Source organism: Phenylobacterium sp., from assembly GCF_030697925.1.
Lineage (GTDB): Bacteria > Pseudomonadota > Alphaproteobacteria > Caulobacterales > Caulobacteraceae > Phenylobacterium.
In genome coordinates, this window is record NZ_JAUYOJ010000233.1 from 24,307 (window position 1) to 45,946 (window position 21,640).

Annotated in this window: 20 protein-coding genes; 6 read left to right on the forward strand and 14 right to left on the reverse strand. The window is 68.3% G+C overall.

The features are described 5' to 3' along the window. Window positions 1-43: 43 nt before the first annotated feature. Complete coding sequence (locus Q8Q88_RS22850; RefSeq protein WP_305677483.1) at window positions 44-1,228, reverse strand: amidohydrolase family protein; 1,185 nt, start codon at window positions 1,226-1,228, stop codon at window positions 44-46. Between the two features lie 298 nt (window positions 1,229-1,526). Here Q8Q88_RS22850 and Q8Q88_RS22855 point away from each other — a divergent pair, with 298 nt between their 5' ends. Then, complete coding sequence (locus Q8Q88_RS22855) at window positions 1,527-2,621, forward strand: 3-deoxy-7-phosphoheptulonate synthase (protein WP_305677484.1); 1,095 nt, start codon at window positions 1,527-1,529, stop codon at window positions 2,619-2,621. A 337-nt stretch (window positions 2,622-2,958) separates the two neighbouring features. On the opposite strand, the gene Q8Q88_RS22860 is transcribed toward Q8Q88_RS22855, so the two are convergent. From Q8Q88_RS22860 to dusB, 3 genes are read right to left on the reverse strand one after another with little or no spacing between them, the layout of a single operon-like run. Beyond that, window positions 2,959-4,389 (reverse strand): sigma 54-interacting transcriptional regulator, encoded by a 1,431-nt coding sequence (locus Q8Q88_RS22860; protein ID WP_305677485.1) that lies wholly within the window; start codon window positions 4,387-4,389, stop codon window positions 2,959-2,961. Further along, entirely contained in the window at window positions 4,386-5,507 is a 1,122-nt protein-coding gene (locus Q8Q88_RS22865; RefSeq protein WP_305677486.1) for a nitrogen regulation protein NR(II), read from the reverse strand. The genes Q8Q88_RS22860 and Q8Q88_RS22865 overlap by 4 nt, the downstream gene beginning before the upstream one ends. Then, window positions 5,504-6,514 carry a tRNA dihydrouridine synthase DusB gene (dusB, locus tag Q8Q88_RS22870; protein WP_305677487.1) on the reverse strand — a complete coding sequence of 337 codons (1,011 nt, stop codon included), beginning with the start codon at window positions 6,512-6,514 and terminating at the stop codon, window positions 5,504-5,506. The genes Q8Q88_RS22865 and dusB overlap by 4 nt, the downstream gene beginning before the upstream one ends. A gap of 90 nt (window positions 6,515-6,604) precedes the next feature. Here dusB and Q8Q88_RS22875 point away from each other — a divergent pair, with 90 nt between their 5' ends. Beyond that, window positions 6,605-7,750, forward strand: a complete 1,146-nt coding sequence (locus Q8Q88_RS22875; RefSeq protein WP_305677488.1) for a bifunctional 2-C-methyl-D-erythritol 4-phosphate cytidylyltransferase/2-C-methyl-D-erythritol 2,4-cyclodiphosphate synthase — start codon at window positions 6,605-6,607, stop codon at window positions 7,748-7,750. A gap of 3 nt (window positions 7,751-7,753) precedes the next feature. On the opposite strand, the gene Q8Q88_RS22880 is transcribed toward Q8Q88_RS22875, so the two are convergent. Beyond that, window positions 7,754-10,000 carry a spermidine synthase gene (locus Q8Q88_RS22880; protein ID WP_305677489.1) on the reverse strand — a complete coding sequence of 749 codons (2,247 nt, stop codon included), beginning with the start codon at window positions 9,998-10,000 and terminating at the stop codon, window positions 7,754-7,756. An 82-nt stretch (window positions 10,001-10,082) separates the two neighbouring features. Here Q8Q88_RS22880 and Q8Q88_RS22885 point away from each other — a divergent pair, with 82 nt between their 5' ends. Next, the gene (locus Q8Q88_RS22885) at window positions 10,083-10,574 is read left to right on the forward strand and encodes a CinA family protein (RefSeq protein WP_305677490.1); all 492 of its coding nucleotides are present in this window, start codon (window positions 10,083-10,085) and stop codon (window positions 10,572-10,574) included. On the opposite strand, the gene Q8Q88_RS22890 is transcribed toward Q8Q88_RS22885, so the two are convergent. Together Q8Q88_RS22890 and lipA are read right to left on the reverse strand one after the other, a co-directional pair. Then, window positions 10,571-11,014: a type II toxin-antitoxin system RatA family toxin gene (locus Q8Q88_RS22890; RefSeq protein WP_305677491.1), complete on the reverse strand. Its 444-nt coding sequence runs from the start codon at window positions 11,012-11,014 to the stop codon at window positions 10,571-10,573. The two genes, Q8Q88_RS22885 and Q8Q88_RS22890, sit on opposite strands and share 4 nt — an antisense overlap. Window positions 11,015-11,019: 5 nt before the next feature. After that, window positions 11,020-11,982, reverse strand: coding sequence for a lipoyl synthase (lipA, locus tag Q8Q88_RS22895; RefSeq protein WP_305677492.1), 963 nt, complete (start codon window positions 11,980-11,982; stop codon window positions 11,020-11,022). 77 nt (window positions 11,983-12,059) lie between these two features. Here lipA and Q8Q88_RS22900 point away from each other — a divergent pair, with 77 nt between their 5' ends. The 3 genes from Q8Q88_RS22900 (at window position 12,060) to Q8Q88_RS22910 (ending at window position 15,189) form a co-directional block, all read left to right on the forward strand. Beyond that, a complete protein-coding gene (locus Q8Q88_RS22900; protein WP_305677493.1) occupies window positions 12,060-13,064 on the forward strand; it encodes an alpha/beta fold hydrolase in 1,005 nt (334 codons plus the stop codon). A gap of 102 nt (window positions 13,065-13,166) precedes the next feature. Further along, window positions 13,167-14,753 (forward strand): AMP-binding protein, encoded by a 1,587-nt coding sequence (locus tag Q8Q88_RS22905; RefSeq protein ID WP_305677494.1) that lies wholly within the window; start codon window positions 13,167-13,169, stop codon window positions 14,751-14,753. 40 nt (window positions 14,754-14,793) lie between these two features. After that, window positions 14,794-15,189 carry a DoxX family protein gene (locus Q8Q88_RS22910; RefSeq protein ID WP_305677495.1) on the forward strand — a complete coding sequence of 132 codons (396 nt, stop codon included), beginning with the start codon at window positions 14,794-14,796 and terminating at the stop codon, window positions 15,187-15,189. Window positions 15,190-15,201: 12 nt separating this feature from the next. Here Q8Q88_RS22910 and lpdA read toward each other — a convergent pair whose 3' ends face one another. The 7 genes from lpdA to Q8Q88_RS22945 form a co-directional block, all read right to left on the reverse strand. Continuing rightward, window positions 15,202-16,602, reverse strand: coding sequence for a dihydrolipoyl dehydrogenase (lpdA, locus tag Q8Q88_RS22915; RefSeq protein WP_305677496.1), 1,401 nt, complete (start codon window positions 16,600-16,602; stop codon window positions 15,202-15,204). 10 nt (window positions 16,603-16,612) lie between these two features. Further along, window positions 16,613-17,917: a pyruvate dehydrogenase complex dihydrolipoamide acetyltransferase gene (locus Q8Q88_RS22920; RefSeq protein WP_305677497.1), complete on the reverse strand. Its 1,305-nt coding sequence runs from the start codon at window positions 17,915-17,917 to the stop codon at window positions 16,613-16,615. A gap of 10 nt (window positions 17,918-17,927) precedes the next feature. Further along, complete coding sequence (locus Q8Q88_RS22925) at window positions 17,928-18,365, reverse strand: GFA family protein (RefSeq protein WP_305677498.1); 438 nt, start codon at window positions 18,363-18,365, stop codon at window positions 17,928-17,930. Beyond that, a complete protein-coding gene (locus Q8Q88_RS22930; protein ID WP_305677499.1) occupies window positions 18,362-18,763 on the reverse strand; it encodes a GFA family protein in 402 nt (133 codons plus the stop codon). The genes Q8Q88_RS22925 and Q8Q88_RS22930 overlap by 4 nt, the downstream gene beginning before the upstream one ends. 52 nt (window positions 18,764-18,815) lie before the next feature. Continuing rightward, on the reverse strand, window positions 18,816-20,192 hold the full coding sequence (locus Q8Q88_RS22935) for a pyruvate dehydrogenase complex E1 component subunit beta (RefSeq protein ID WP_305677500.1): 1,377 nt from the start codon (window positions 20,190-20,192) through the stop codon (window positions 18,816-18,818). Next, window positions 20,189-21,235, reverse strand: coding sequence for a pyruvate dehydrogenase (acetyl-transferring) E1 component subunit alpha (gene pdhA / locus Q8Q88_RS22940; protein WP_305677501.1), 1,047 nt, complete (start codon window positions 21,233-21,235; stop codon window positions 20,189-20,191). The genes Q8Q88_RS22935 and pdhA overlap by 4 nt, the downstream gene beginning before the upstream one ends. 74 nt (window positions 21,236-21,309) lie before the next feature. Continuing rightward, entirely contained in the window at window positions 21,310-21,606 is a 297-nt protein-coding gene (locus Q8Q88_RS22945; RefSeq protein ID WP_305677502.1) for a septum formation initiator family protein, read from the reverse strand. Between the last annotated feature and the right edge of the window lie 34 nt (window positions 21,607-21,640).

Sequence of the window (21,640 nt, forward strand, 5' to 3'; positions counted from 1 at the left end):
CGCAACAGTCATGTTGCACCCGGGCTTCACCGTAGCGGGCGGCTCAGGCGGACACTCGGGCCTCTGGGAAGATGCGCAGGAAGTTCTCCGCATAGAAGCCGTCGCGCACCGCCTCGCCGCGCTCGCCCAGGAAGCCCTCGAAGCGCTTGATCGGATCGCGCCCACCCTCCACGTGCGGATAGTCGCTGGAGAACAGGTAGAGTTCCGGGCTCGATTGGTCGATCAGGGCGCCGACGTCCTCGAAGACGAAGGGGGTGAAGGCCATCTGCTGGGTGAGCTGCTCCGACGGCTTGCGGCTGAACGGGGTCTGGTTCTTGTCGGCCCGGATCCAGTTCTTGGCCACCCAGTCCAGCCGGGTCAGCAGCGACGGGACCCAGCCGGCCCCCAGCTCCACGCTGGCGCCGCGCAGCGCCGGGAAGCGCTCGAACACCCCGTCGATCATCATCACCGACAGGAAGGTCTCCGGTCCCTGGTGCAGGATGGCGATGTCCTTGCTGCGCAGGTTTTCCCCGCCGCCCATCCAGTCGGCGGTCGGCCCCTTGCCGTTGTTCATCCAGGCCCGGGCCTGCTGTAGCGGCGCGCCGCCCACATGCAGCAGGAACGGCGTGCCGCTCTCGGCCAGCCGCGCCCAGAACGGGTCGAAGTCCACGTGGCCTGGTGAGCGCTCGCCGCAGGGGCGGTGCGGGATCCACACCGCCTTCAGGCCCGCGGCGATGGCGGCGTCCAGCTCGGCCATGGCGAGCGCCGGCTCATCCAGCGGAACGATGGCCACGCCCAGCAGGCGGGCGTCGTCGGCGCAGAAGTCGGCCATGTGGCGGTTGTGGGCCCGCGTCGCGCCGTAGCGCAGTTCGGGCGCGATCTTCGAGCTGGCCGAGAACGGCATGGCCACGCTGTGGGTGGCGAAGACCAGCTGCTTCTTGAAGCCCAGCAGGTCGAGCGCCCGGCTGCGGTCGCCGCGGTCGAAGGCGCCCAGGGCCTGGATCTCCTTGGAGCTCTCGATCAGCCTATCGCCCAGGGCGATCTGGGCCTCCACGTGCTCGGGACTGTGGCGTCCGCCCTGCCCCACGATCACGGCCACCTCCTCGTCGGTGACCAGGGAGGCGCTGTAGCTGACCTCGGGGATCTCGTCGCGCAGCCCGGGATCGGCGTACTTTTTCAGAAAATCCGGCAGTTCCATGATGTGGCTGTCGGCGTCGTAGACCGCGCGGTGGTCCGGGGCATAGGCCATGATTTCCCTCCATCGGGCCTCTGAGGGCCGCTTGGCGACGACTATCGGACGTCGTTCGCGCCGTGTCACGGCGTCATGGGATGACAAACGCCGGCGGTTGGACTATCTCGTCGTTCGATGATCCTCGCGGCCAACCAATATTCGTTTTGGTATTTTGGCTATTCCGACGCCCTGGGCGGAGGAAGGGGATCGCGTGACCTGACCAGACGGTCATAGCCACCAACCCTTTCAAGCCGCCAGGTTCTGGCGGCTTTTTTCATAAGCGCCGCCGGACCCGACCAACCCTCCGGAGCGCCCCATGCCCCACACGACCGACGACCTTCGCATCCTCGACATCAAGCCGCTGGCGCCGCCGGTGGCGGTGATGGCCGAACTGCCCGCCAGCCCGGCGGCCGAGCAGACCGTCACCCGGTCCCGCCGCGCCCAGCACGAGATCCTGCAGGGCCGCGACGACCGGCTGATCGTGGTGATCGGCCCCTGCTCCATCCACGATCCTGTCGCGGCCATGGACTACGCCCATCGCCTGGCGGAGCAGCGCGCGCGCCTGGCCGGCGACCTCGAGATCGTCATGCGGGTCTATTTCGAGAAGCCCCGCACCACGGTTGGCTGGAAAGGCCTGATCAACGATCCGCGCCTGGACGGCAGCTTCCGCATCGACGAGGGCCTGCGCCTTGGTCGCCGCCTGCTGTGCGAGATCAATGAGCTGGGCCTGCCGGCTGGGGTCGAGTTCCTGGACGTGATCACCCCGCAATACATCGCCGACCTGGTGGCCTGGGGCGCCATCGGGGCGCGGACGACCGAGAGCCAGATCCACCGCGAAATGGCCTCAGGCCTCTCCTGTCCGGTGGGATTCAAGAACGGCACCGGCGGCGACCTGCGCATCGCCGTGGACGCCGTGAAGGCCGCCAGCCAGCCGCACCATTTCCTGGCGGTCGACAAGCACGGCCGTTCGGCCATCGCCTCGACGCGTGGCAACGAGGACAGCCATGTGATCCTGCGCGGCGGCAAGGTCCCGAACTATGACGCCTCCGGCGTCGCCGCGGCCTCCGCCGAGATGATCGCTTCGGGCCTCGCCCCGCGCCTGATCGTCGACGCCAGCCACGCCAACAGCCGCAAGGACCCCGCCAACCAGCCGGCCGTGGTCCACGACGTGGCGGGCCAGGTGGCCGGCGGCGACACCCGGATCGTGGGGGTGATGGTCGAGAGCCATCTGGTCGCCGGCCGCCAGGACCTGGTGGAGGGCCAGCCCCTGACCTACGGCCAGAGTATCACCGATGGCTGCATCGACTGGGCGACCTCGGTCGAGGTGCTCGACGACCTGGCCGCCGCGGTTCGCGCGCGGCGGGCGCGCGGTGTGCGCGTGGACACGACCGCGATGGGCGAGATGGCATAGGAGCCGGCAACGGTTGAGGGACAAGTGGCTGTCCTTCTCCCCTTGCGGGAGAAGGTGGCCTTGCGGAGCAAGGTCGGATGAGGGGTCTCTCAGAATTCGACGGCTAACGCTCCCGGCGAAGCCGAATTGAACCACGAAGGACACCAAGGGCAGGAAGGGAGCCGAACTCCCCAGGCCGCGCGGCCGCGCCTTGGTGTCCTTTGTGCCCTTTGTGATTCATCTTCTTCCAACATTCGCGGCTTCGCCGCCGCTAGTCGGATAGGGCTTTCGACCCCTCATCCGACCCCGCTCTCGCGGGGCCACCTTCTCCCGCAAGGGGAGAAGGACGCCAAAGACGCTACCGCCGGCCGCGGCTCATCTCGACGCCCAGGTCCTGGATCTTCTTGCGCAGGGTGTTGCGGTTGAGGCCCAGGATCTCGGCGGCGCGCACCTGGTTGCCTCTCGTGGCCGTCAGGGTGAGCTGGATCAGCGGTCGCTCGATCTCCTCCAGCACCCGGTCATAGAGGCCGGTGGGCGGGATGCCGTCGGGTTGTTCGGCGAAATAGCCGCCCAGGTGGCGCTCCACCAAGGTCGCCAGGGTCACGGGCCCCTCGTGGCCGGGGATCACCGGCTGCTGGTCGGCCAGTTCGCGCTCCACGATCCGGGCGCTGATCAGCTCCTCGCCATAGAGGGCGCAGATCCGGCGGATCAGGTTCTCCAGCTCGCGGACATTGCCCGGCCAGGCGTGCAGCTTCAGGCGCTCCAGCGCCGTGGCGTCGATGGTCTTGGAGGGCAGGCCCTCGCGGTTGGCCCGCAGCAGGAAGGCCCGCGCCAGGTCCGGGATGTCGTCGGTGCGGTCGCGCAGCGGCGGCAAGCGCAGCGGCGCCACGTTCAGACGGAAGAACAGGTCCTCGCGGAACAGGCCCTGTTGGATCAGCCCGCGTAGGTCGCGGTTGGTGGCCGCGATGATCCGCACATTGGGCCGCCGGCCGGTGCGAGGGTTGAGCGTCTGCTCGGAGCCGTCGATCACCCGCAGCAGCCGGGTCTGGGCGTCCAGCGGCATGTCGCCGATCTCGTCCAGGAACAGGGTGCCGCCGTCAGCCTCCACCAGCTTGCCGTAGTCGCCGTCGTCGCGGCCGAACAGCTCGGCCTCGACCCGCTCGCGCGGCACCGCGGCCAGGTTGATGACCACGAACTTGCCGTCCTTGCGCCGGCCCATGTCGTGCAGGGCGCGGGCCACCAGCTCCTTGCCGGTGCCGCTCTCCCCCAGGATCAGGACCGTGAGGTCCGCCCCCACCAGCCGGGCGATGGTGCGATAGACGTCCTGCATCGGACCCGAGCGGCCGATCAGCGGCAGGCGCTCGTCGCGCAAGGCGCGGGCCTGGGCCTTGGAGGCGTCGGCGTCGGCGGGCCGCGCCAGGGCCCGGCGGGCCGCCGAGGTCATGTCGTCGAGGTCGAAGGGCTTGGAGATGTACTCGAAGGCGCCCACCTCGGCCGCATTCACCGCCGTCAGCAAGGTATTCTGGGCGCTCATCACGATGACCGGCAGCTTCGGCCGTTCCTTGCGGATGCGCGGCAGGACGTCGAACACGTTCTCGTCGGGCATGACCACGTCGGTGACGACCAGGTCGCCTTCCCCGTCTGAGACCCATTTCAGCAGGGTCGTGGCGTTGCCCGTGGCGCGGACCTGGTAGCCCAGGCGGCTGAAAGCCTGGCTGAGGACCAGTCGGATGGAGGCGTCGTCGTCGGCGATCAGGATTTTCTTATTGGCGTTGGCCGCGACGTTCATGCGGTGACGTCCTCTTGGGAAGCGATGGGCAGCAGCACGCGGAAGGTCGTGCGACCTGGCTCGGACTCGAAATCGATCAGGCCGCCATGACCGGCCACCAGCTTGGCGACCAGGGCCAAGCCCAGGCCCGCGCCGTGGGTTTTGGTGGTGACGAAGGGCTGGAACAGGCTCTCGCGCAGATGGCTCGGGACGCCCGGGCCGTTGTCCTGCACCCGGATCTCCAGCGGCGCGCCGCGCAGGGTCTGGCCCTTGGAGGCCCGCACCCGCACGCCGTGGCGGTAGGCGGTGTGGACCGTGATCGCCCCGCGGCCGTCGCCGCGCGAATGGGCGGCCTCGGCGGCGTTCTTCACTAGGTTCAGGAAGATCTGGATCAGCTGGTCCTCGTCGCCGAAGGCCGGCGGCAGGGACGGGTCATAGTCGTCGGTGAGCGACAGGCCGTCGGCGACCCCGTTCGCCGCCAGCGCCTTCACCCGGTCCAGAACCTGGTGGATGTTGACCGGCTGGCAGTCCGGCAGGGCGTCGTCGGAGAAGGCCTCCATCCGGTCGACCAGCCGGCGCACGCGGTCGGTTTCGTCGACGATGAGCTGGGCCAGGGGCGCATCCTCGGCCTTGGCTCCGGACTTGAGCAGCTGGGCCGCGCCTCGGATACCCATCAGCGGGTTCTTGATCTCGTGGGCCAGCATGCGTCCCAGCCCGACGATGGTACGCAAGCCCGCGGCCTCCGCGCCCGTGCGTTCCCCGCCCAGCGATCCGCCCTTCACGTGCAGGGTCAGCAGCACCGAGCCGTCGCCCAGCGGGGCCGCGGCGCCGTCGGCCTCGAAGGACGGATGGCCGAACAGGCTGATCTCCACCCCGCGCTCCCGGACAGGCGCGCCCTCCTCGATGGCGCGGTTCAGCAGGGAGACCAGGGCCGATCCGGTCGGGAGGGCCGCGCCGAACCGGCCTCGCGCCAGCAGGCTAAGACCTTGGCCGAACAGCCGCTCGGCCGCCTCGTTCACCGCCACCAGGGCGCCGTCCCGGTTCACGACCAGGGCCGGTTCGGGGGCCAGATCGAAGGCCTGGGCCTTCATCGCCTCCAGGTTCGCGCCGCCGGAAGCGGATCTAAATTGACCGTTCATGCCGCCAATCTCGTCTGGGGATCGCGCCACAGCGCGATCAGGCCACGTTCGACCTCTCCCGGATCCTCCATACGGCAAAGCGTGGAGCGAGCGCTTCGCCGGGCCTCGGCCTCGTTGGGCCAGGGCGCGTTGTCGACATAGGCCGCCAGGTGCTTGCGAAATATCCGCAGGCCCAGACGGTCGCCGTAGAACTTCAGACTGTCGTTGAAATGGTCCAGAGCGATGGCTAGGCGCTGCTCGGCCTCCGGGACCAGGAAGGGTCGTCCATCCAAGGCCGCCTCGATCTGGGCCGCGATCCACGGCCGGCCGTAGACGCCGCGGCCGACCATCACCGCATCGGCGCCGGATGCCAGCAGGGCCGCCCGGGCGCTGCCGCCGTCGATGATGTCGCCATTGACCACGACCGGGATCGAGACCTCGGCCTTGACGGCCGCCACGGCCGACCAGTCGGCGGCGTCCTTGTAGAACTGGCTGCGGGTGCGACCGTGGATGGTCACCGCCTTGACCCCTCGGGCCTGGGCGCGGGCGGCGATGTCTGGGGCGTTCTTGCTGGCGTGGTCCCAGCCCAGGCGCATCTTCACCGTCACCGGGATATCGGGGACCGCATCCACCGCCGCGGCCATCAGGCTCTCGGCGAGGTCCGGATCGCGCATCAGGGCGGAGCCCGAGAGGACACCGGTTACCTCCTTGGCCGGACAGCCGAAGTTTAGATCGATGATCTGGGCGCCGGCCTTGGCGGCCAACCTCGCGCCTTCGGCGATGTGGACAGGATCGCGGCCCACCAGCTGGACCACCATCAGCGGCAGGCCCTCGCCGACGGCGGCGCGGCGCACCACATCGGGGCGGCCCTTGGAGAACTCCGCGCAGGCGACCATCTCGGTGGCCACATAGGCCGCGCCCAGCTTGCTGGCCGCGCGGCGGAACGGAAGGTCGGAGACGCCGGTCATGGGCGCGATCCACGCCCGGCCGCCGACTGATACATCCCCGATCTGGAGCCGATTGCTCATTTCTTACGCATCCCCATCGCACCCTTTTTAGGCATATTGTGCGGCGCCGTAAAGCCTGGACAGACCCCCGCCCTCGGTTAAACACACCGGATGACCTTTTCGGCGGTGATCGTGGCGGCGGGATCTAGCACGCGGGCGGGGCCCGGAGCGCCCAAGCCGTGGCGGATGCTGGGCGGTCGTCCAATCCTGCGCTGGTCGGTGGAGGCCCTGGAGCAAGCCGGCGCGCGCGAGATCGTGGTCGTGACCGCGTCCGATCGCCTCGAGGCGGCGAACGAGATCCTGGCCGGCCTGGCGACCTGGAAGGTCGTGGCAGGCGGCGCCACGCGGGCAGAGTCGGTCCAGGCCGGTCTCGCCGCCCTCGACTGTCCTGCGGACGCGCCGGTGCTGATCCACGACGCCGCCCGCCCCTTCGTCAGCACCACCCATGTCGAGGCCCTGCTCGCCGCCCTGGCTGGAGCCGATGGTGCGGTCCCTGCCCTGCCGGTGGCCGATACTCTCAAGCGCGGCGGCGCGGTCATCACCGAGACCGTCTCCCGCGATGGCCTCTGGCGCGCCCAGACACCCCAGGCCTTTCGGCTCGGAGCCCTGCGCGAAGCCTATGCCGCCTGGCCCGCCGACGCCGAGCCCACCGACGACGCGGCCGTCGTCGAGCGGGCCGGTGGCCGGGTGGTCATGACCCCCGGCGATCCCATGCTGATGAAGCTGACCTATCCCGAGGACTTCGCCATGGCCGAACGGCTGACCGGCCGGACCCGCATCGTCCGCATAGGCCAGGGGCTGGACGCCCATCGCTGGGGTCCCGGCGACGCGGTCTGGCTTTGCGGGGTGAAGATCGACCACGACGCGACCCTGATTGGTCATTCCGACGCCGACGCCGGCCTGCACGCCCTGACCGACGCGATCCTGGGGGCCATCGGCGAGGGCGACATCGGCGAACACTTCCCGCCGTCCGACCCGCAATGGAAGGGCGCCTCGTCTGACCGCTTCCTCAGCCACGCAGTCGGCCTGGTGGCGGCCAAGGGCGGACGCATCCTCAACGCCGACGTCACCCTGGTCTGCGAACGCCCCAAAATCCGGCCGCACCGCGACGCCATGCGCCAGCGGCTCGCCGAGCTGCTGGGGCTGCCTCTCGACCGGGTCAGCGTGAAGGCCACCACGACCGAGGGCATGGGCTTCACCGGCCGCGAGGAAGGCCTGCTGGCCCAGGCCGTGGTGTCCGTCGAGACGCCGGCTTAACCGCTACGGCAACCAGGTCCAACGTTCCTTGATCTGGGCGTAGAGGGCGCCGATCAGGTTCATGTAGTCGTCGGTCCAGGGCCGCGTCGCGGTGGGATCGGTCGGCTTCCAGCGCGGGTCGGCCTCGTAGGGTTCGATGGCCTTCAGGGTCTTGGTGATCAGGATGGCGTCCTCGGTGGATTCCCAGAGCGGCGGGCTGTCTTCGGCCGCGTCGTGCCGCTGGATCACCGCAAAGCCGCCGGCGGCCTCCGCCACCGCCATGGCCGGGCTGCGGAGCTCCAGGTTTCGGTTCGACAGGTGCAGGATCAGCACCCCGTCCGGCTTGAGCTTGGCCAGATAGCCCTTCACCGCCTCGACCGTCAGCAGGTGGGCCGGCACGGCGTCGGAGGAGAAGGCGTCGATCAGCAGGACGTCGAAATTGTCGTTCGGCTGCTTGGCCAAGGTCAGGCGTGCGTCGCCCAGGACGAAGTCGATCACGCCGCTGGCGCAGGTGGTGATGTAGCTGAAGTGCGTCTTGTCGGTGGAGATCGCGATGACCATCGGGTCGATCTCGAAGAAGGTCAGGTGGTCGCCGGGCCGGGTGTAGGCCGCCACCGCGCCCGTACCCAGGCCCACCGCCCCGATCCGCAGCGGCTTGGTCCCAGCGTAGCCGCGCGTGAAGACTTGGCCGATCGGGGTCTCCGGCGCGTAATAGACCAGCGGCCGGCAGTCATAGTCCGGATGCTGGGCCTGGGCGCCGTGCAGGGTGGTGCCGTGTGACAGCATCCGCACCTGGCCCTTCATGCCCGGAACGGGCATCTCAGACTGGCGAACCACGCCGAAGAAGCTGCGCCAGCTCTTGCGGACATCGACGCGGTCGCCCACCACCTCGGCGCTCACCGACAGCATGACGATCATACCGAAGAAGACGATGGTCCGCTCGCGCGAGGCGAAGGCCAGGACGGCGGCCAGGCCGAGGGCCAGCCTGATCCACAGCCCCATCGGGCCCTCAAGCCCGAAGAGACCTACCATTATCGGCGCCAGGAGGGTGCCCGCCGCACCCACGAGGAATATGGCCCAGCGCCACGGGGCGATGGGGCCCCAGCCAGGCCTGGCCAAGCAGGCCAAGGCCAGGACCAGGGGATACTCCCAGACATTGTTGAAGATCACCGGCGCCACGAAGGCGTTGAAGGATCCGCCCACCACGCCGCCGAACGACATCCACAGATAGAACTCGGTGAGGTGGGCCGGATTTGGCCGCCGGGCGACCAGGGCCTGGTGGCACATGAGCGCGGTCAGGAAGAAGGCCGCCAGGTGGACGAAGACCTGTAGCAGCAGGTGCAAGTGCTTGAACGGCAGCAGCGCCGCGCAGGCGGCGAGCGCCGCGGCGTGCAGGAACAGCGTGGTCCGCTGCGAGATCAGCGGCTTCTCTGAGAAGGCGATGATGAAGGTGCCGAGATAGAGCGCCAGCGGCACGACCCAGATGAACGGCGCCGAGGCCACGTCCGTGGTCAGGTGGGTGGTGACCCCCAGCATCAGGCTGGACGGAATGGCCGCGAGCGCGATCCAGACCAGGCGCTGGGGCCAGGTCGGGGCGGGCCCGGCCTCGGTCCTGGCGGTCTCGGCCAGGACCGAACGCGCGCGGGAGACAGCCATCGCCAGGCCGCCCATCAGCAGGATGAAGGTCCCATAGCCGACGCTCCAGCCCACGGTCTGGTTGCGCAGCGTGGCGAGGGGCTCGATGACGACCGGATAGGCCAACAGGGCCAGCAGGCTGCCCAGGTTGGAGGCGGCGTAGAGGACATACGGCTCGGCCCCGGTCTCGGCGTGCAGGGTTCGCGCGTGCCAGGCCTGCACCAGGGGCGCGGTCGCCGACAGCACCGCGAACGGCGCCCCGATGGACATGGTCAGCACCCCTAGCAGCCAGAGCGACGGATGCTCCGAGCGCGGCTCCCCGAACACGCCCGACACATGCAGCGGCAGGGTCAGGGCCGCCAACAGCAGGGCGGCGATGTGGACCAGGGCCTGGGTGCGGATCGACGCGATCCTCTGCAGCAGGTGAGCGTAGCCGTAGCCGGCTAGCAGGGCCGTCTGGAAGAAGGCGATGGAGGTGTTCCAGACCGACGGGCTGCCGCCCAGCAGGGGCAGGACCAGCTTGGCCACCATGGGTTGAACCATGAAGACCAGGCCGGCGCTCGCGAAGATGGTGACGGCGAAGAGCGCATGAGAGACGCTCAGGCTTGGCCGTTCGGCCTTTTCAAGGGTGGTCATGGGCTCGATTCGGCTTGTATCCGCACCAGCGGCGATGTTGTGGTCTCGCCTTCGCCTTGCCTAGACCTTTGGAGTTCGCGCCATGTTTTCCCTGGAGATCGTCACCCTGGCGCGCCTGCTGATCGACGAGGCCCGGGAACGGTCCCTGCGGATCGTCACCGCCGAGAGCTGCACCGGCGGGCTGGTGGCCGGCGCGATCTGTTCGATCCCCGGCGCCTCCGATGTCTTCGAGCGTGGCTTCGTCACCTACACCAACCGGGCCAAGCAGGAGATGTTGGGGGTGCCCGGCGACCTGATCGCCGACCTGGGCGCGGTGTCCGAACCGGTGGCCCGGATGATGGCCGAGGGCGCCCTTGAGGCTTCCAACGCCCACATCGCCGTCGCGGTCACCGGCGTCGCCGGCCCCGGCGGCGGCACGCCGATGAAGCCGGTCGGCACGGTCCACATCGCCACCGCCCGCGCCAATCACGGCTTGATGCATCGCTCCGAACTGTTCGAGGGCGAAACCCGGGCGGAGATCCAGGAAATGGCGGTCCAGGCAGCGCTGCAGGCCCTGCGCGACCGGATGAGCTAGCCGTAGAGCGCCTTGGCCCGCGCCTCGAAACAGGCCATCAGCTTGTCCACCGCATGGTGGAAGTTGGCGGAAAGCAGACCGTCCAGCAGACGGGATTTGAATTCAAAATCGATATCGAACTCGATCTTCGTGCCGCCTGGGACCTCGACGAATTTCCAGCGGTTGGCCAGGTGGCGGAACGGCCCAGATAGAAGCGTAACGTCTATCTGCCGGGCGCCGGCGTCGCGGCGGACGCGGGTGGAGAACTTCTCCTTCAGGAACGAGAACCCAACCCCGGCCTGGGCGTCGATCAGGCTGACGCCCTCCCCGTCTGGGCGGGCGTTCCAGGTGCGCATGGACTGGATCCACGGCACGAACTGCGGATAGGCCTCGATATCGCCCACCAGGGCGAAGAGCTGGTCGGACGTATAGGGCAGCGTCTTCTCGACGTGATGCTGCAAGGGGTCTAGGCCGCCGCGTCCTTGGCGAGCCGCGCGGCTTTCAGGCGGGCGAAATCCTCGCCGGCATGGTGCGAGGACCGCGTGAGCGGGCTGGCCGAGACCATCAGGAAGCCCTTGGCCCGGGCGATCTCCTCATAGGCGCGGAACTCGTCGGGATGCACGAAGCGATCGACGGCGGCGTGCTTGCGGGTCGGCTGCAGGTACTGGCCGATGGTCAGGAAGTCGACGCCGGCCGAACGCATGTCGTCCATCACCTGCATGACCTCTTCCTTGGCCTCGCCCAGGCCGACCATCAGGCCGGACTTGGTGAACTGGTTGGGGTCGCGCTCCTTCACCCGCTCCAGCAGGCGCAGGGAGTGGTAGTAGCGGGCGCCGGGCCGGATCGAGAGATAGAGCCGCGGCACGGTCTCCAGGTTGTGGTTGAAGACGTCGGGCCGGGAGTCGATGACGACCTCGGCCGCTGCCGTCGGTTTGCGCAGGAAGTCCGGCGTCAGGATCTCCACGGTCGTTCCCGGCGCGGCGGCGCGGATCGCATGGACCACGGCGGCGAAGTGGGCCGCCCCGCCGTCCGACAGGTCGTCGCGGTCCACCGAGGTGATGACCACGTGCTTCAGGCCCATCTTGGCCACCGCGTCGCCGACCCGGGCGGGCTCGGTTGCGTCGAGCGCGTTGGGCTTGCCGGTGGTCACGTTGCAGAAGGCGCAGGCCCGGGTGCAGATCTCGCCCATGATCATCATGGTGGCGTGACTCTGGGTCCAGCACTCGCCGATGTTCGGACAGGCCGCCTCTTCGCAGACGGTGGTAAGGCCGTGTTCCTTCACGATGGCGCGGGTGGCGTTGTAGCCGGGCGAACCCGGCGCGCGGACGCGCAGCCACTCTGGCTTGCGCAGCATCGGCGTATCCGGCCGGGCCTGTTTCTCGGGGTGGCGCGGACGCGCGCCGTTGAGCGTATCGATGACGGTCGCCATGGGGCCTAGATCGTCTTTCAGGGCCTCCGGATCAAGCCGTGATTGAGCGGCCACGCGCCGCATGCTCAAACTTGGCCATGATCCGTGCGTCCGTGATCGCCGCCGTGCTCCTGGTTCTCGCGGCTTGCGGAGGCGACGAGGCGCGCGCGCCGTTCGCCGAAAGCCGGGTCCCACCTTCGCTCGGCGCGCGGTTCCAACCGCCCGAGGGCTGGGCCTGGGGCTTCATCCGCACAGGCCTCAATCCCGTGCAGCGCTACGGCGTGGCCAGCACCGCGCGCGTGCCCCGCGCCGTGGTGGTGATCGCCCCTGGCTATGGCGAGAGCGCGGAGGTCTGGTTCGAGACGGTCCGCGACCTGGTGGGCGAAGGCTATACGGTCTGGATCCTGGACCGCGCCGGCCAGGGCGGCTCCGAGCGCTTCATTCTGCCCCGCGACCTGGGCCATGCGCCCAGCTTCGACCCTGACGTCACCGGCCTGATGCACCTGCTGAAGGTGGTGGTCCGAGCTCCAGAGGAGACGCCGGTGGTCCTGCTGGGGCACGCCGACGGGGCGATCGTGGCCCTGGCCGCCGTCCAATCCGGCCTGAAGGTCGACGGCTTGATCGCCTCCTCGCCCTGGCTGGCGGCCGATGTGGCCGCTCCAAGTCCCAAATGGGCGCCCGGCCTGGACCGCCTGGCCGCCCCGGGCTGGAAGGCCTGGACCCGGGACGGCCCCGACGATCTGGTCCGCGGCCTCACCCACGATGGCTGGCGGGGCAAGATCGGCCAGGCCTGGCAGACCGCCAATCCCGACCTGCGGATGGCCGGACCGAGCCGTGGCTGGATCGGCGCGCACCGCGCCGCCAGCCGCAAGGCCATCGAGCGCGCCTCCGCCGCGCGGGCGCCCATCCTGATGCTCAACCCTGGAAAGGATGGCGTTTCCCTGTGTCGGCAAGCGCCTCTGTGCCGCGCCGTCGCTGTCCCCGGCGCACGGCGCGCACTGCATCTGGAAGCCGACCCATGGCGTCAGGCCTGGCGAAAAGAGACCCTCGGCTTCATGGCCGAGGCCGTCGAGGCCCACCGGAATATGCAGCTGGATCAGTAGGTTCGGCGCGGCTTTTCGGGCGGATCGTACGCCTGCCCGCTCACGGCCTGTAACATTTCTTTTCAATGACAGGTCCGAGCGATAGGCTCCGCCGCAATGAATATGGCGAGACGATCGGGGAGGTTGTCGCCTTTGTCGCGTACCATTGAATCCACCGGGGCCGGATTGTCGTTGTTCGACGCCCTTATCGAGGCGCGCGCCAAGTACGGCGCGAAGAAGCCGATCCTGGAAGACCAGGAACGCAATCCGCTCACCTATACCGACCTGATCCGCGGCGCCTTCGCGCTCGGCCGCAAGATCGCCGGCATGACCGCCAAGGGCGAGCACGTGGGCATCCTGCTGCCGTCCAGCTCGGCGGTGGTGGTCACCTTCTTCGCCCTGCACGCCTTCGGCCGCACGCCGACCATGCTCAACTTCACCGCCGGCATCCGCAACCTGAAAGCCGCCTGCGAGCTGGCGGGCGTGAAGCGCGTCCTGACCTCGCATCGCTTCGTCGAGCAGGGCAAGCTGCACGACCTGATTGACGCCCTGGAGACGGTGGCGCAGGTCACCTATCTCGAGGACGTGCGCGAGAAGATCGGGGTGGCCGACAAGCTGTTCGCCGCCGCCGCCGGCGCCTTCCCGAAGAACTTCCGCGCCGAGACCAAACCTTCGGACCCCGGCGTGATCCTGTTCACCTCCGGCAGCTTCGGCGCACCGCGCGGCGTGGTCCTGACCCAGGCGAACCTGATCGCCAATGTGAACCAGATCGCCGAGCACATCCCGCTCGATCCCTCCTGGGTGATGTTCAATCCCCTGCCCACCTTCCACTGTTTCGGCCTGACCGGCGGGGCGCTGCTGCCGATCCTCAAGGGCATGAAGGCCTTCGAGTATCCCTCGCCTCTGCACGTCAAACAGATTCCGCCGCTGATCAAGGACACAGGCGCCTCGATCCTGTTCGCCACCGACACCTTCCTTAACCAGTACGCCCGCTCCGCCGACCAGGGCGAGCTCTCGGGCCTGCAGTTCATCGTCTGCGGCGCCGAGAAGGTTCGCGAAGAGACCCACAACCTGATCCGCGAAAGGTTCGGCGACGTGCCGGTGCTGGAGGGCTACGGCGCCACCGAGGCCGCGCCCGTGATCGCGGTGAACAAGCCCACGGACAACCGCCGCGGCACGGTCGGCGGCCTGTTGCCGGGCATCGAGACGCGGCTGGAGCCGGTTGAGGGCATCCCCGGCGGCGGACGCCTATTCGTGCGCGGGGCCAACATCATGGCCGGCTATCTGGTCGCCGGCGGCGTGATCGAATCGCCCCCCGACGGCTGGCACGACACCGGCGACGTGGTCGACATCACCGAGGACGGCTGGATCAAAATCCTGGGTCGGGTGAAGCGCTTCGCCAAGGTGGGCGGAGAGATGGTCTCTCTGACCGCGGCCGAGGACATCGCCACGGCCGTCTGGCCCGATAGCCGCCACGCGGTGATCGCCATGCCCGACGCGAAGAAAGGCGAACGCCTGGTGCTGGTCACCGACCGCCGCGACGCCGATTCCACGCCGCTGGTGGCCCACGCCCAGGCCATCGGCGCCCCGGAGTTGGCTGTGCCGCGCAAGATCATCAAGGTCACCGAGGTCCCGGTCCTGGGCACCGGCAAGACCGACTATGTGGCGATCCAGCGGATGGCGGAGGCCGACAGCCGCCGGGCCGCCTGACGATCAGCCGGCCGTGGGGCCGGATTAGGGGGAAGACCGCATGCCGAATCTCAGCCTCTGGGCGCCGCGGGTGCTCAGCATCCTGCGGATCATCACCGCCCTGCTCTTCATGCAGCACGGCCTGATGAAGCTGTTCGACTTCCCCGCGCCCCAGCCGGGCGCGCCTGATCCGCTGCCCCCGATACTGTTGGCGGCAGCCTGGATCGAGGTGGTCGGTGGCGGCCTGATCGCGCTGGGCCTCTTCACCCGCATCGCGGCCTTCGTCTGCTCGGGCCAGATGGCGGTGGCCTATTTCGTCGCTCACGGCAGCCAAGGCTTCTGGCCGGCCCTGAACGGCGGCGAGGGGGCGATCCTGTTCTGCTTCGTCTTCCTCTACCTGGTCTTCGCCGGCCCCGGCCCGTGGAGCCTGGACGCGATCGTTCGGAAGAAGAGTTAGCCCGACCGCCCGTCAGATATGCAAAACCCGCCCGTAGGCGTCGAGGGCGGCCTCGTGCATGGCCTCGCTCATGGTCGGGTGCGGATAGACGGTGGCCTGCAGCTCGGCTTCGGTGGCCTCCATGGTGATGGCCAGGACGTAGCCCTGGATCATCTCGGTGACCTCCGCCCCGATCATGTGAGCCCCGATCAGCGCCCCGGTCTTCTCGTCGAAGACGGTCTTCACGAAGCCCTCGGTCTCGCCCGAGGCGATGGCCTTGCCGTTCACCTTGAAGGGGAAGCGGCCGACCTTGACGGCGATCCCCTGTTCCTTGGCCTGGGCCTCGGTCAGGCCCACCGAGGCGATCTGCGGGCTGGAATAGGTGCAGCCGGGAATAGGCGAGTTGAGGTTGGTCGGCTTCAGCCCGGCGAGGTGCTCGACGCAGTGCACCCCCTCGTGGCTGGCCTTATGGGCGAGCCAAGGCGGGCCGGCCACGTCGCCGATGGCGTAAAGGCCCGCGACCCCCGTGCCGCCGTGGCCGTCGATGACCACGTGGCTCTTCTCGATCTTCACGCCCAGGGCCTCCAGGCCCATGTCCTCGACATTGCCGGCGATGCCCACGGCGACGATGGCCACGTCGGCGCTAAGCGTCTCGGCCTTGCCCCCGGCCTCGAGCTCGACGGAAACGCCGGTCTTTGACTTGGTCAATTTCTTGACGCCGGCCCCGACCCGGAACTTCAGCCCGCGCTTCTCGAAGGCCTTGTGAGCGGCCTTGGAGACCTCCTCGTCCTCCACCGGCAGGATGCGCGGCAGGGCCTCGACCACGGTCACCTCCGAGCCGAGGGCCCGGTAGAAGCTGGCGAACTCGATGCCGATGGCGCCCGAACCCACGACGATCAGCGACTTGGGCGCGGCCTTGGGGACCATGGCCTCGCGATAGGTCCAGACCCGGTCGCCATCCGGCTCCAGGCCGATGGCCGGGATGGTGCGGGCCCGCGCCCCGGTGGCCAGGATCACGTGCTTGGCCTGGACGCTGCGGACGCCGCCGGCCTTGAGGGCCACCACGACCTTCGGAGCCCCCTGCCCCTTCTCCAGCTTGGCGGTCCCCTCGATCACCTCGATCTTGTGCTTTTTCATCAGGAAGGTGACGCCGGCGTTGAGTTGGCCGGCCACCTTGCGCGAGCGCTCGATCACCTTGCCGAAGTCGAAGGAGGCCTTGTCGATCTTGATGCCGTAGTCGGCCAGATGGCTTAGGTTTTCATAGGCCTCGCCGGACTTGAGCAGGGCCTTGGTGGGGATGCAGCCCCAGTTCAGGCAGACCCCGCCCAGGGTCTCGCGCTCGACGATGGCGGTCTTGAAGCCGAGTTGGCTGGCACGGATGGCTGTCACATAGCCGCCCGGGCCCGAGCCGATGACGATGACGTCGAAATCCATGTGGCTAGCCTCAGACGATCATCGTGATGGGGTCTTCGATCAGGGCCTTGAAGGCCTGCAGCCAGCGGGCGCCGATGGCCCCGTCGACCACCCGGTGATCGCAGGTGAGTGTGACGCTCATCACCGTGGCGATGGTCAGTTCGCCGTTCTTGACCACCGGCTGCTGGGCTCCCACGCCCACCGACAGGATCGCGCCCTGCGGTTCGTTGATGATCGAATTGAACGACTTGATGCCGAACATGCCCAGGTTGGAGACCGAGAAGGTGCCGCCCTGGAACTCCTCGGGCTTCAACTTGCGGGTCCGGGCGCGCTCGGCCAGGTCCTTGGCTTCCACCGCGATCTGGGCCAGGCCCTTGGTTTCGCACTTGCGGATGATCGGGGTGATCAGGCCGCCGTCGATGGCCACGGCCATGGCGATGTCGGCGTTGTGGTGCATGGCGATGCCCTCGGGCGAATAGGAGGCGTTGGCCTCCGGCACCCGCTTCAAGGCCACGGCCGCGGCCTTCAGCACCAGGTCGTTGACGCTGACCTTGATCCCCTGCTTCTCCAGCATGGCGTTGATCTTGGCGCGGCTGGCCAGCAGGGCGTCGATCTCCAGGTCGATGGTCAGCGGGAAGTGCGGCACGTCGCGGAAGCTGTCGGTCATTCGCCGCGCCACGGTCTTCTTCATGCCGTCCAACGGGATCAGGTCGTAGGTCCCGTCCGGAATGCCCATCTGGGCCAGGCTCTGGACCTGGCGGGCCGCAGCAGGCGCGCCGGCCGGGGCCGCGGAAGGCGCCTTGGCTGAGGGCGTTGCGCCCTCGACGTCGCGCTTGATGATCCGGCCGTGCGGGCCCGACCCCTGCACCTGCGCGAGGTCGAGTCCCTTCTGTTCGGCAATCCGGCGCGCCAGCGGCGAGGCGAAGACGCGGTCTCCCCCTCCGTCACGCGTCGCTTCGCTCCGCATGCCACCTCCCCCAGCGGGGGAGGAACTTGGCGGCGGCGCGGCGGCGGGTTCAGGCGCTTTCAGTTGCTCCCCTTTTGGGGGAGCTGTCGGCGCAGCCGACTGAGGGGGACTTTGACTCCCGCCAGCGTCCTCCCCGGAGAGCCGGGCGATCGGTGTGTTGACCTTGACGCCTTCCGAGCCCTCGGCGACCAGGATGTCCTCGATGACGCCCTCGTCGACGGCTTCCACCTCCATGGTGGCCTTGTCGGTCTCGATCTCGGCGATCACGTCGCCCGAGGAGACCTTGTCCCCCTTCTTCACGTGCCATTTGGCGAGGGTGCCCTCCTCCATGGTGGGCGACAGGGCGGGCATCAGGACATCGATGGACATGGACAGGCTCTCAGGCGCTAGGCAGGGCTTCGACGAGGACGGTCGGCGTCCAGCGCGCCTTGCGCCGGGCGAGTCGTTCTTCGTCGGATTCGTGATCGTAGGTCATGGGTTGCGGCTCACGGCCGTCGAAGGCCTCTAGGCCGACCCCGCGGACGTTGAGGACGCCGATCAGGCCGACATCGGTCGACAGTGTCATGCCGACATAGACGCCGCACTCATCGCAGATCAGGGTGTCGGCCTGGCGCTGGCCGAACCGATAGGTCGAGAGCGCGCCGGGCGCGACCTCGATGTGAAGCCGTCCATCCGGGTCACCCGTGGTCAGGCCGCCGTGCCGCCGGCAGAAGCCGCACTGGCAGGCGCGCAGGGGCAGCTTGGCGACCGGGACACTGGACTCCAGGCTGATCCGGATCGCGCCGCAGTGACAGTGGCCGGTGAGCGTCTGGGTCATGACGGCTCCAGCGACAGGCGCGCCAGCTGGTCGGCGTTGGCCTCCCAGTTGGCGCCGTCGAAGGCGGTGATCTCGAGGTTGAGGGCCTCGTCCAGGCAGCGGGCGTTGACCGACCAGCCGTCCGGGTTCGAGCGCGGCCGGTAGAAGCTCTTGATGCCGCACTCCGAGCAGAACAGGTGGCGCGCCACTCGGCTGTTGAAGGTGTACTCCGCCAGCCGCTCGGCGCCCTTGGTCATCCGGAACCGGCTCTCCGGCACGATGATGTGGATGTAGCCCGTCTTGGCGCACATGGAGCAGTTGCAGCTCTGCGCCTCGACGACCTCCGGCAAGGCCACCTCGAACCGGACGCCGCCGCAATGGCAGCCCCCGGCGCGCCAGGTGAAGGGTTCCTGGTTCATCGCCTTCCCCTACGCCGTTCCGTTCCCTGTCGGACTGAGCGGTATCGGGGGGTCATTTGTAGCAGACCGCCTTGGCCGCCTTGACGATGTCCTCCACCGACGGCAGCGACAGGGCCTCCAGATTGGCGGCGTAGGGCAACGGCACATCCTTCTGGCAGACCCGCGCGGGCGGGGCGTCCAGATAGTCGAAGCCGTGCTCGATCACCCGGGCGATGACCTCGGCGCCGACGCCCATAGGGCCCCAGCCCTCCTCGGCGGTGACCAGGCGGTTGGTCTTCTTGACGCTCTCGACGATGGTCTCGTGGTCCAGGGGGCGCAGGGTGCGCAGGTCGATGACCTCGGCCTCTATGCCCTCGGCCGCCAGTTCCTCGGCGGCCTTGAGCGCCATGCCGACCATCCGCGAGTGGGCGGTGATGGTGACGTCTTTGCCCTGCCGGCGGACCTTGGCCTTGCCGATGGGCACGACCCAGTCGACCCCCTCCGGAACGTCGAACTCCTGGCCGTACATCATCTCGTGCTCGAGGAAGACGACGGGGTTCGGATCGCGGATCGCGGCCTTCATCAGGCCCTTGGCGTCGGCGGCGTCATAGGGCGCCACCACCTTCAGGCCAGGCACCTGGGCGTACCAGGAGGAATAGTCCTGGCTGTGCTGGGCGCCGACCCGCGAGGCCGCGCCATTGGGCCCGCGGAACACGACCGAGCATTTGATCTGGCCGCCCGACATGTAGAGGGTCTTGGCCGCCGAATTGATGATGTGGTCGATCGCCTGCATGGCGAAGTTCCAGGTCATGAACTCGACGATGGGCTTGAGGCCCGCCATGGCCGCCCCGACGCCCAGGCCGGCGAAGCCGTGCTCGGTGATCGGGGTGTCGATCACCCGCTTGTCGCCGAACTCCTGCAGCAGGTCGCGGCTCACCTTGTAGGCGCCCTGGTACTGGGCGACTTCCTCGCCCATCAGGAACACCTTGTCGTCGGCGCGCATCTCCTCGGCCATGGCGTCGCGCAGGGCGTCGCGGATGGTGGTCTTGACCAGCTTCACGCCCTCCGGGAGCTCCGGGTCGCGCAGCTCGACCTTCGGGACGACTGGCGCGGCCGGCGACGAAGCCTCGGCGGGTTGCGGCTGAGGCGCCTCGGCGACAGGCTGAGCCTTGGCCTCGCCATTGGCCTTGGGAGGCGGAGCCGCCGCGCCGTCGCCGCCCGACAGGCGGGCGATAGGCGTATTGACCTTCACCTCCTCGGTGCCTTCGGGAACCAGGATTTCCTCGATCACGCCCTCGTCGACAGCCTCGACCTCCATCGTCGCCTTGTCGGTCTCGATCTCGGCGATCACGTCGCCGGAGCGTACGGAATCGCCCTTCTTCACGTGCCACTTGGCGAGCGTGCCCTCCTCCATCGTGGGAGACAGGGCGGGCATCAGGACGTCGGTCACTGGGCGGCCTCCAGATAGACGTCCGTATAGAGCTCGGAGGGTTCCGGTTCGGGGCTGGTGCGGGCGAACTCCGCGGCGTCGGCGACGATGCGCTTGACCTCCGCGTCGATGGCCTTCAGCGCCGCCTCGTCGGCCCAGCCCAGCTTGGCCAGCCGCTCCTGCAGGTGGTCGATGGGATCGCGGGTCTTGCGCACCTCATCGACCTCGTCACGGGTTCTATACTTTGCCGGGTCGCTCATGGAGTGGCCGCGATAGCGGTAGGTCTTCATCTCGAGGATGTAGGGCCCCTTGCCCGACCGGGCGTGGGCGGCGGCCTTGCCGGCCGCGGCCTTGACCGCTAGCACGTCCATGCCGTCGACCTCCTCGCCCGGGATACGGAATGAGGCGCCGCGCTTATAGAGGTGGGTCTCCGACGAGGAGCGCTCGATGGACGTGCCCATGGCGTACTGGTTGTTCTCGATCACGTAGACGACCGGCAGGCTCCAGAGCTGAGCCATGTTGAAGCTCTCATAGACCTGGCCCTGATTGGCCGCGCCGTCGCCGAAATAGGTGAAGCTGACCTTCTTGTTGTCCCGATAGTGGTTGGCGAGCGCCAGGCCGGTGCCCAGCGCCACCTGCGCCCCCACGATGCCGTGGCCGCCGTAAAAGTCGGCCTCGGTCGAGAACATGTGCATCGAGCCGCCCTTGCCCCTGGACGAGCCGCCGGCCCGGCCGGTCAGCTCGGCCATGACTTCGCGCGGATCCATGCCGCAGGCCAGCATGTGGCCGTGGTCACGGTAACCGGTGATCACCTGGTCGCCGGGCTCCTTGATCGCCTGGACGCCGACCGCGATCGCCTCCTGGCCGATGTAGAGATGGCAGAAGCCACCGATCAGGCCCATGCCGTAAAGCTGTCCCGCCCGCTCCTCGAAGCGGCGGATCAGCAGCATGTCGCGATAATATTTGAGAAGCTCGTCCTGGGTCACAGGTCCTTCTACTACACCATTGACACCGGTGTCAGTACTCTTCCGCCGAGCAGCAGAGGCCGCTTGCCCACGCGCCATACGTCTCTCCCGTAGGAATGCATCATCGCGGTTACGCTCCGCGTTTCCGATCGCTTAGAACGACTGAGTCCGCCCTAAGGCTTCACGCGGATCACATAGTCGTTCGGATGCGCGAAGCCTAGCAGGGAACGCGCGCGCTCTTCCAGAAGATCGGCGGAAAGGCTCGTATCTCTCAGAAGCTGAGCACGGGCCTCGAGGTCCTGCCTCTGAGCGCGCAGGGTTTCTAGCTCGTGGGTCTTGGCGGCGAGCGTGGCGTCGCGCTGGGTCGACGACAGCAGGCCCCGGTCGCCCGTGAAGGCGTGGAACCCGAAATAGAAGATCAGGAACGCCAGGGCCGCTGTGGGCAGGTAGGAACGAAGGCGGGCGAACACGGGCGAATCTGAGACTCCTGAACGCCGCTATCTC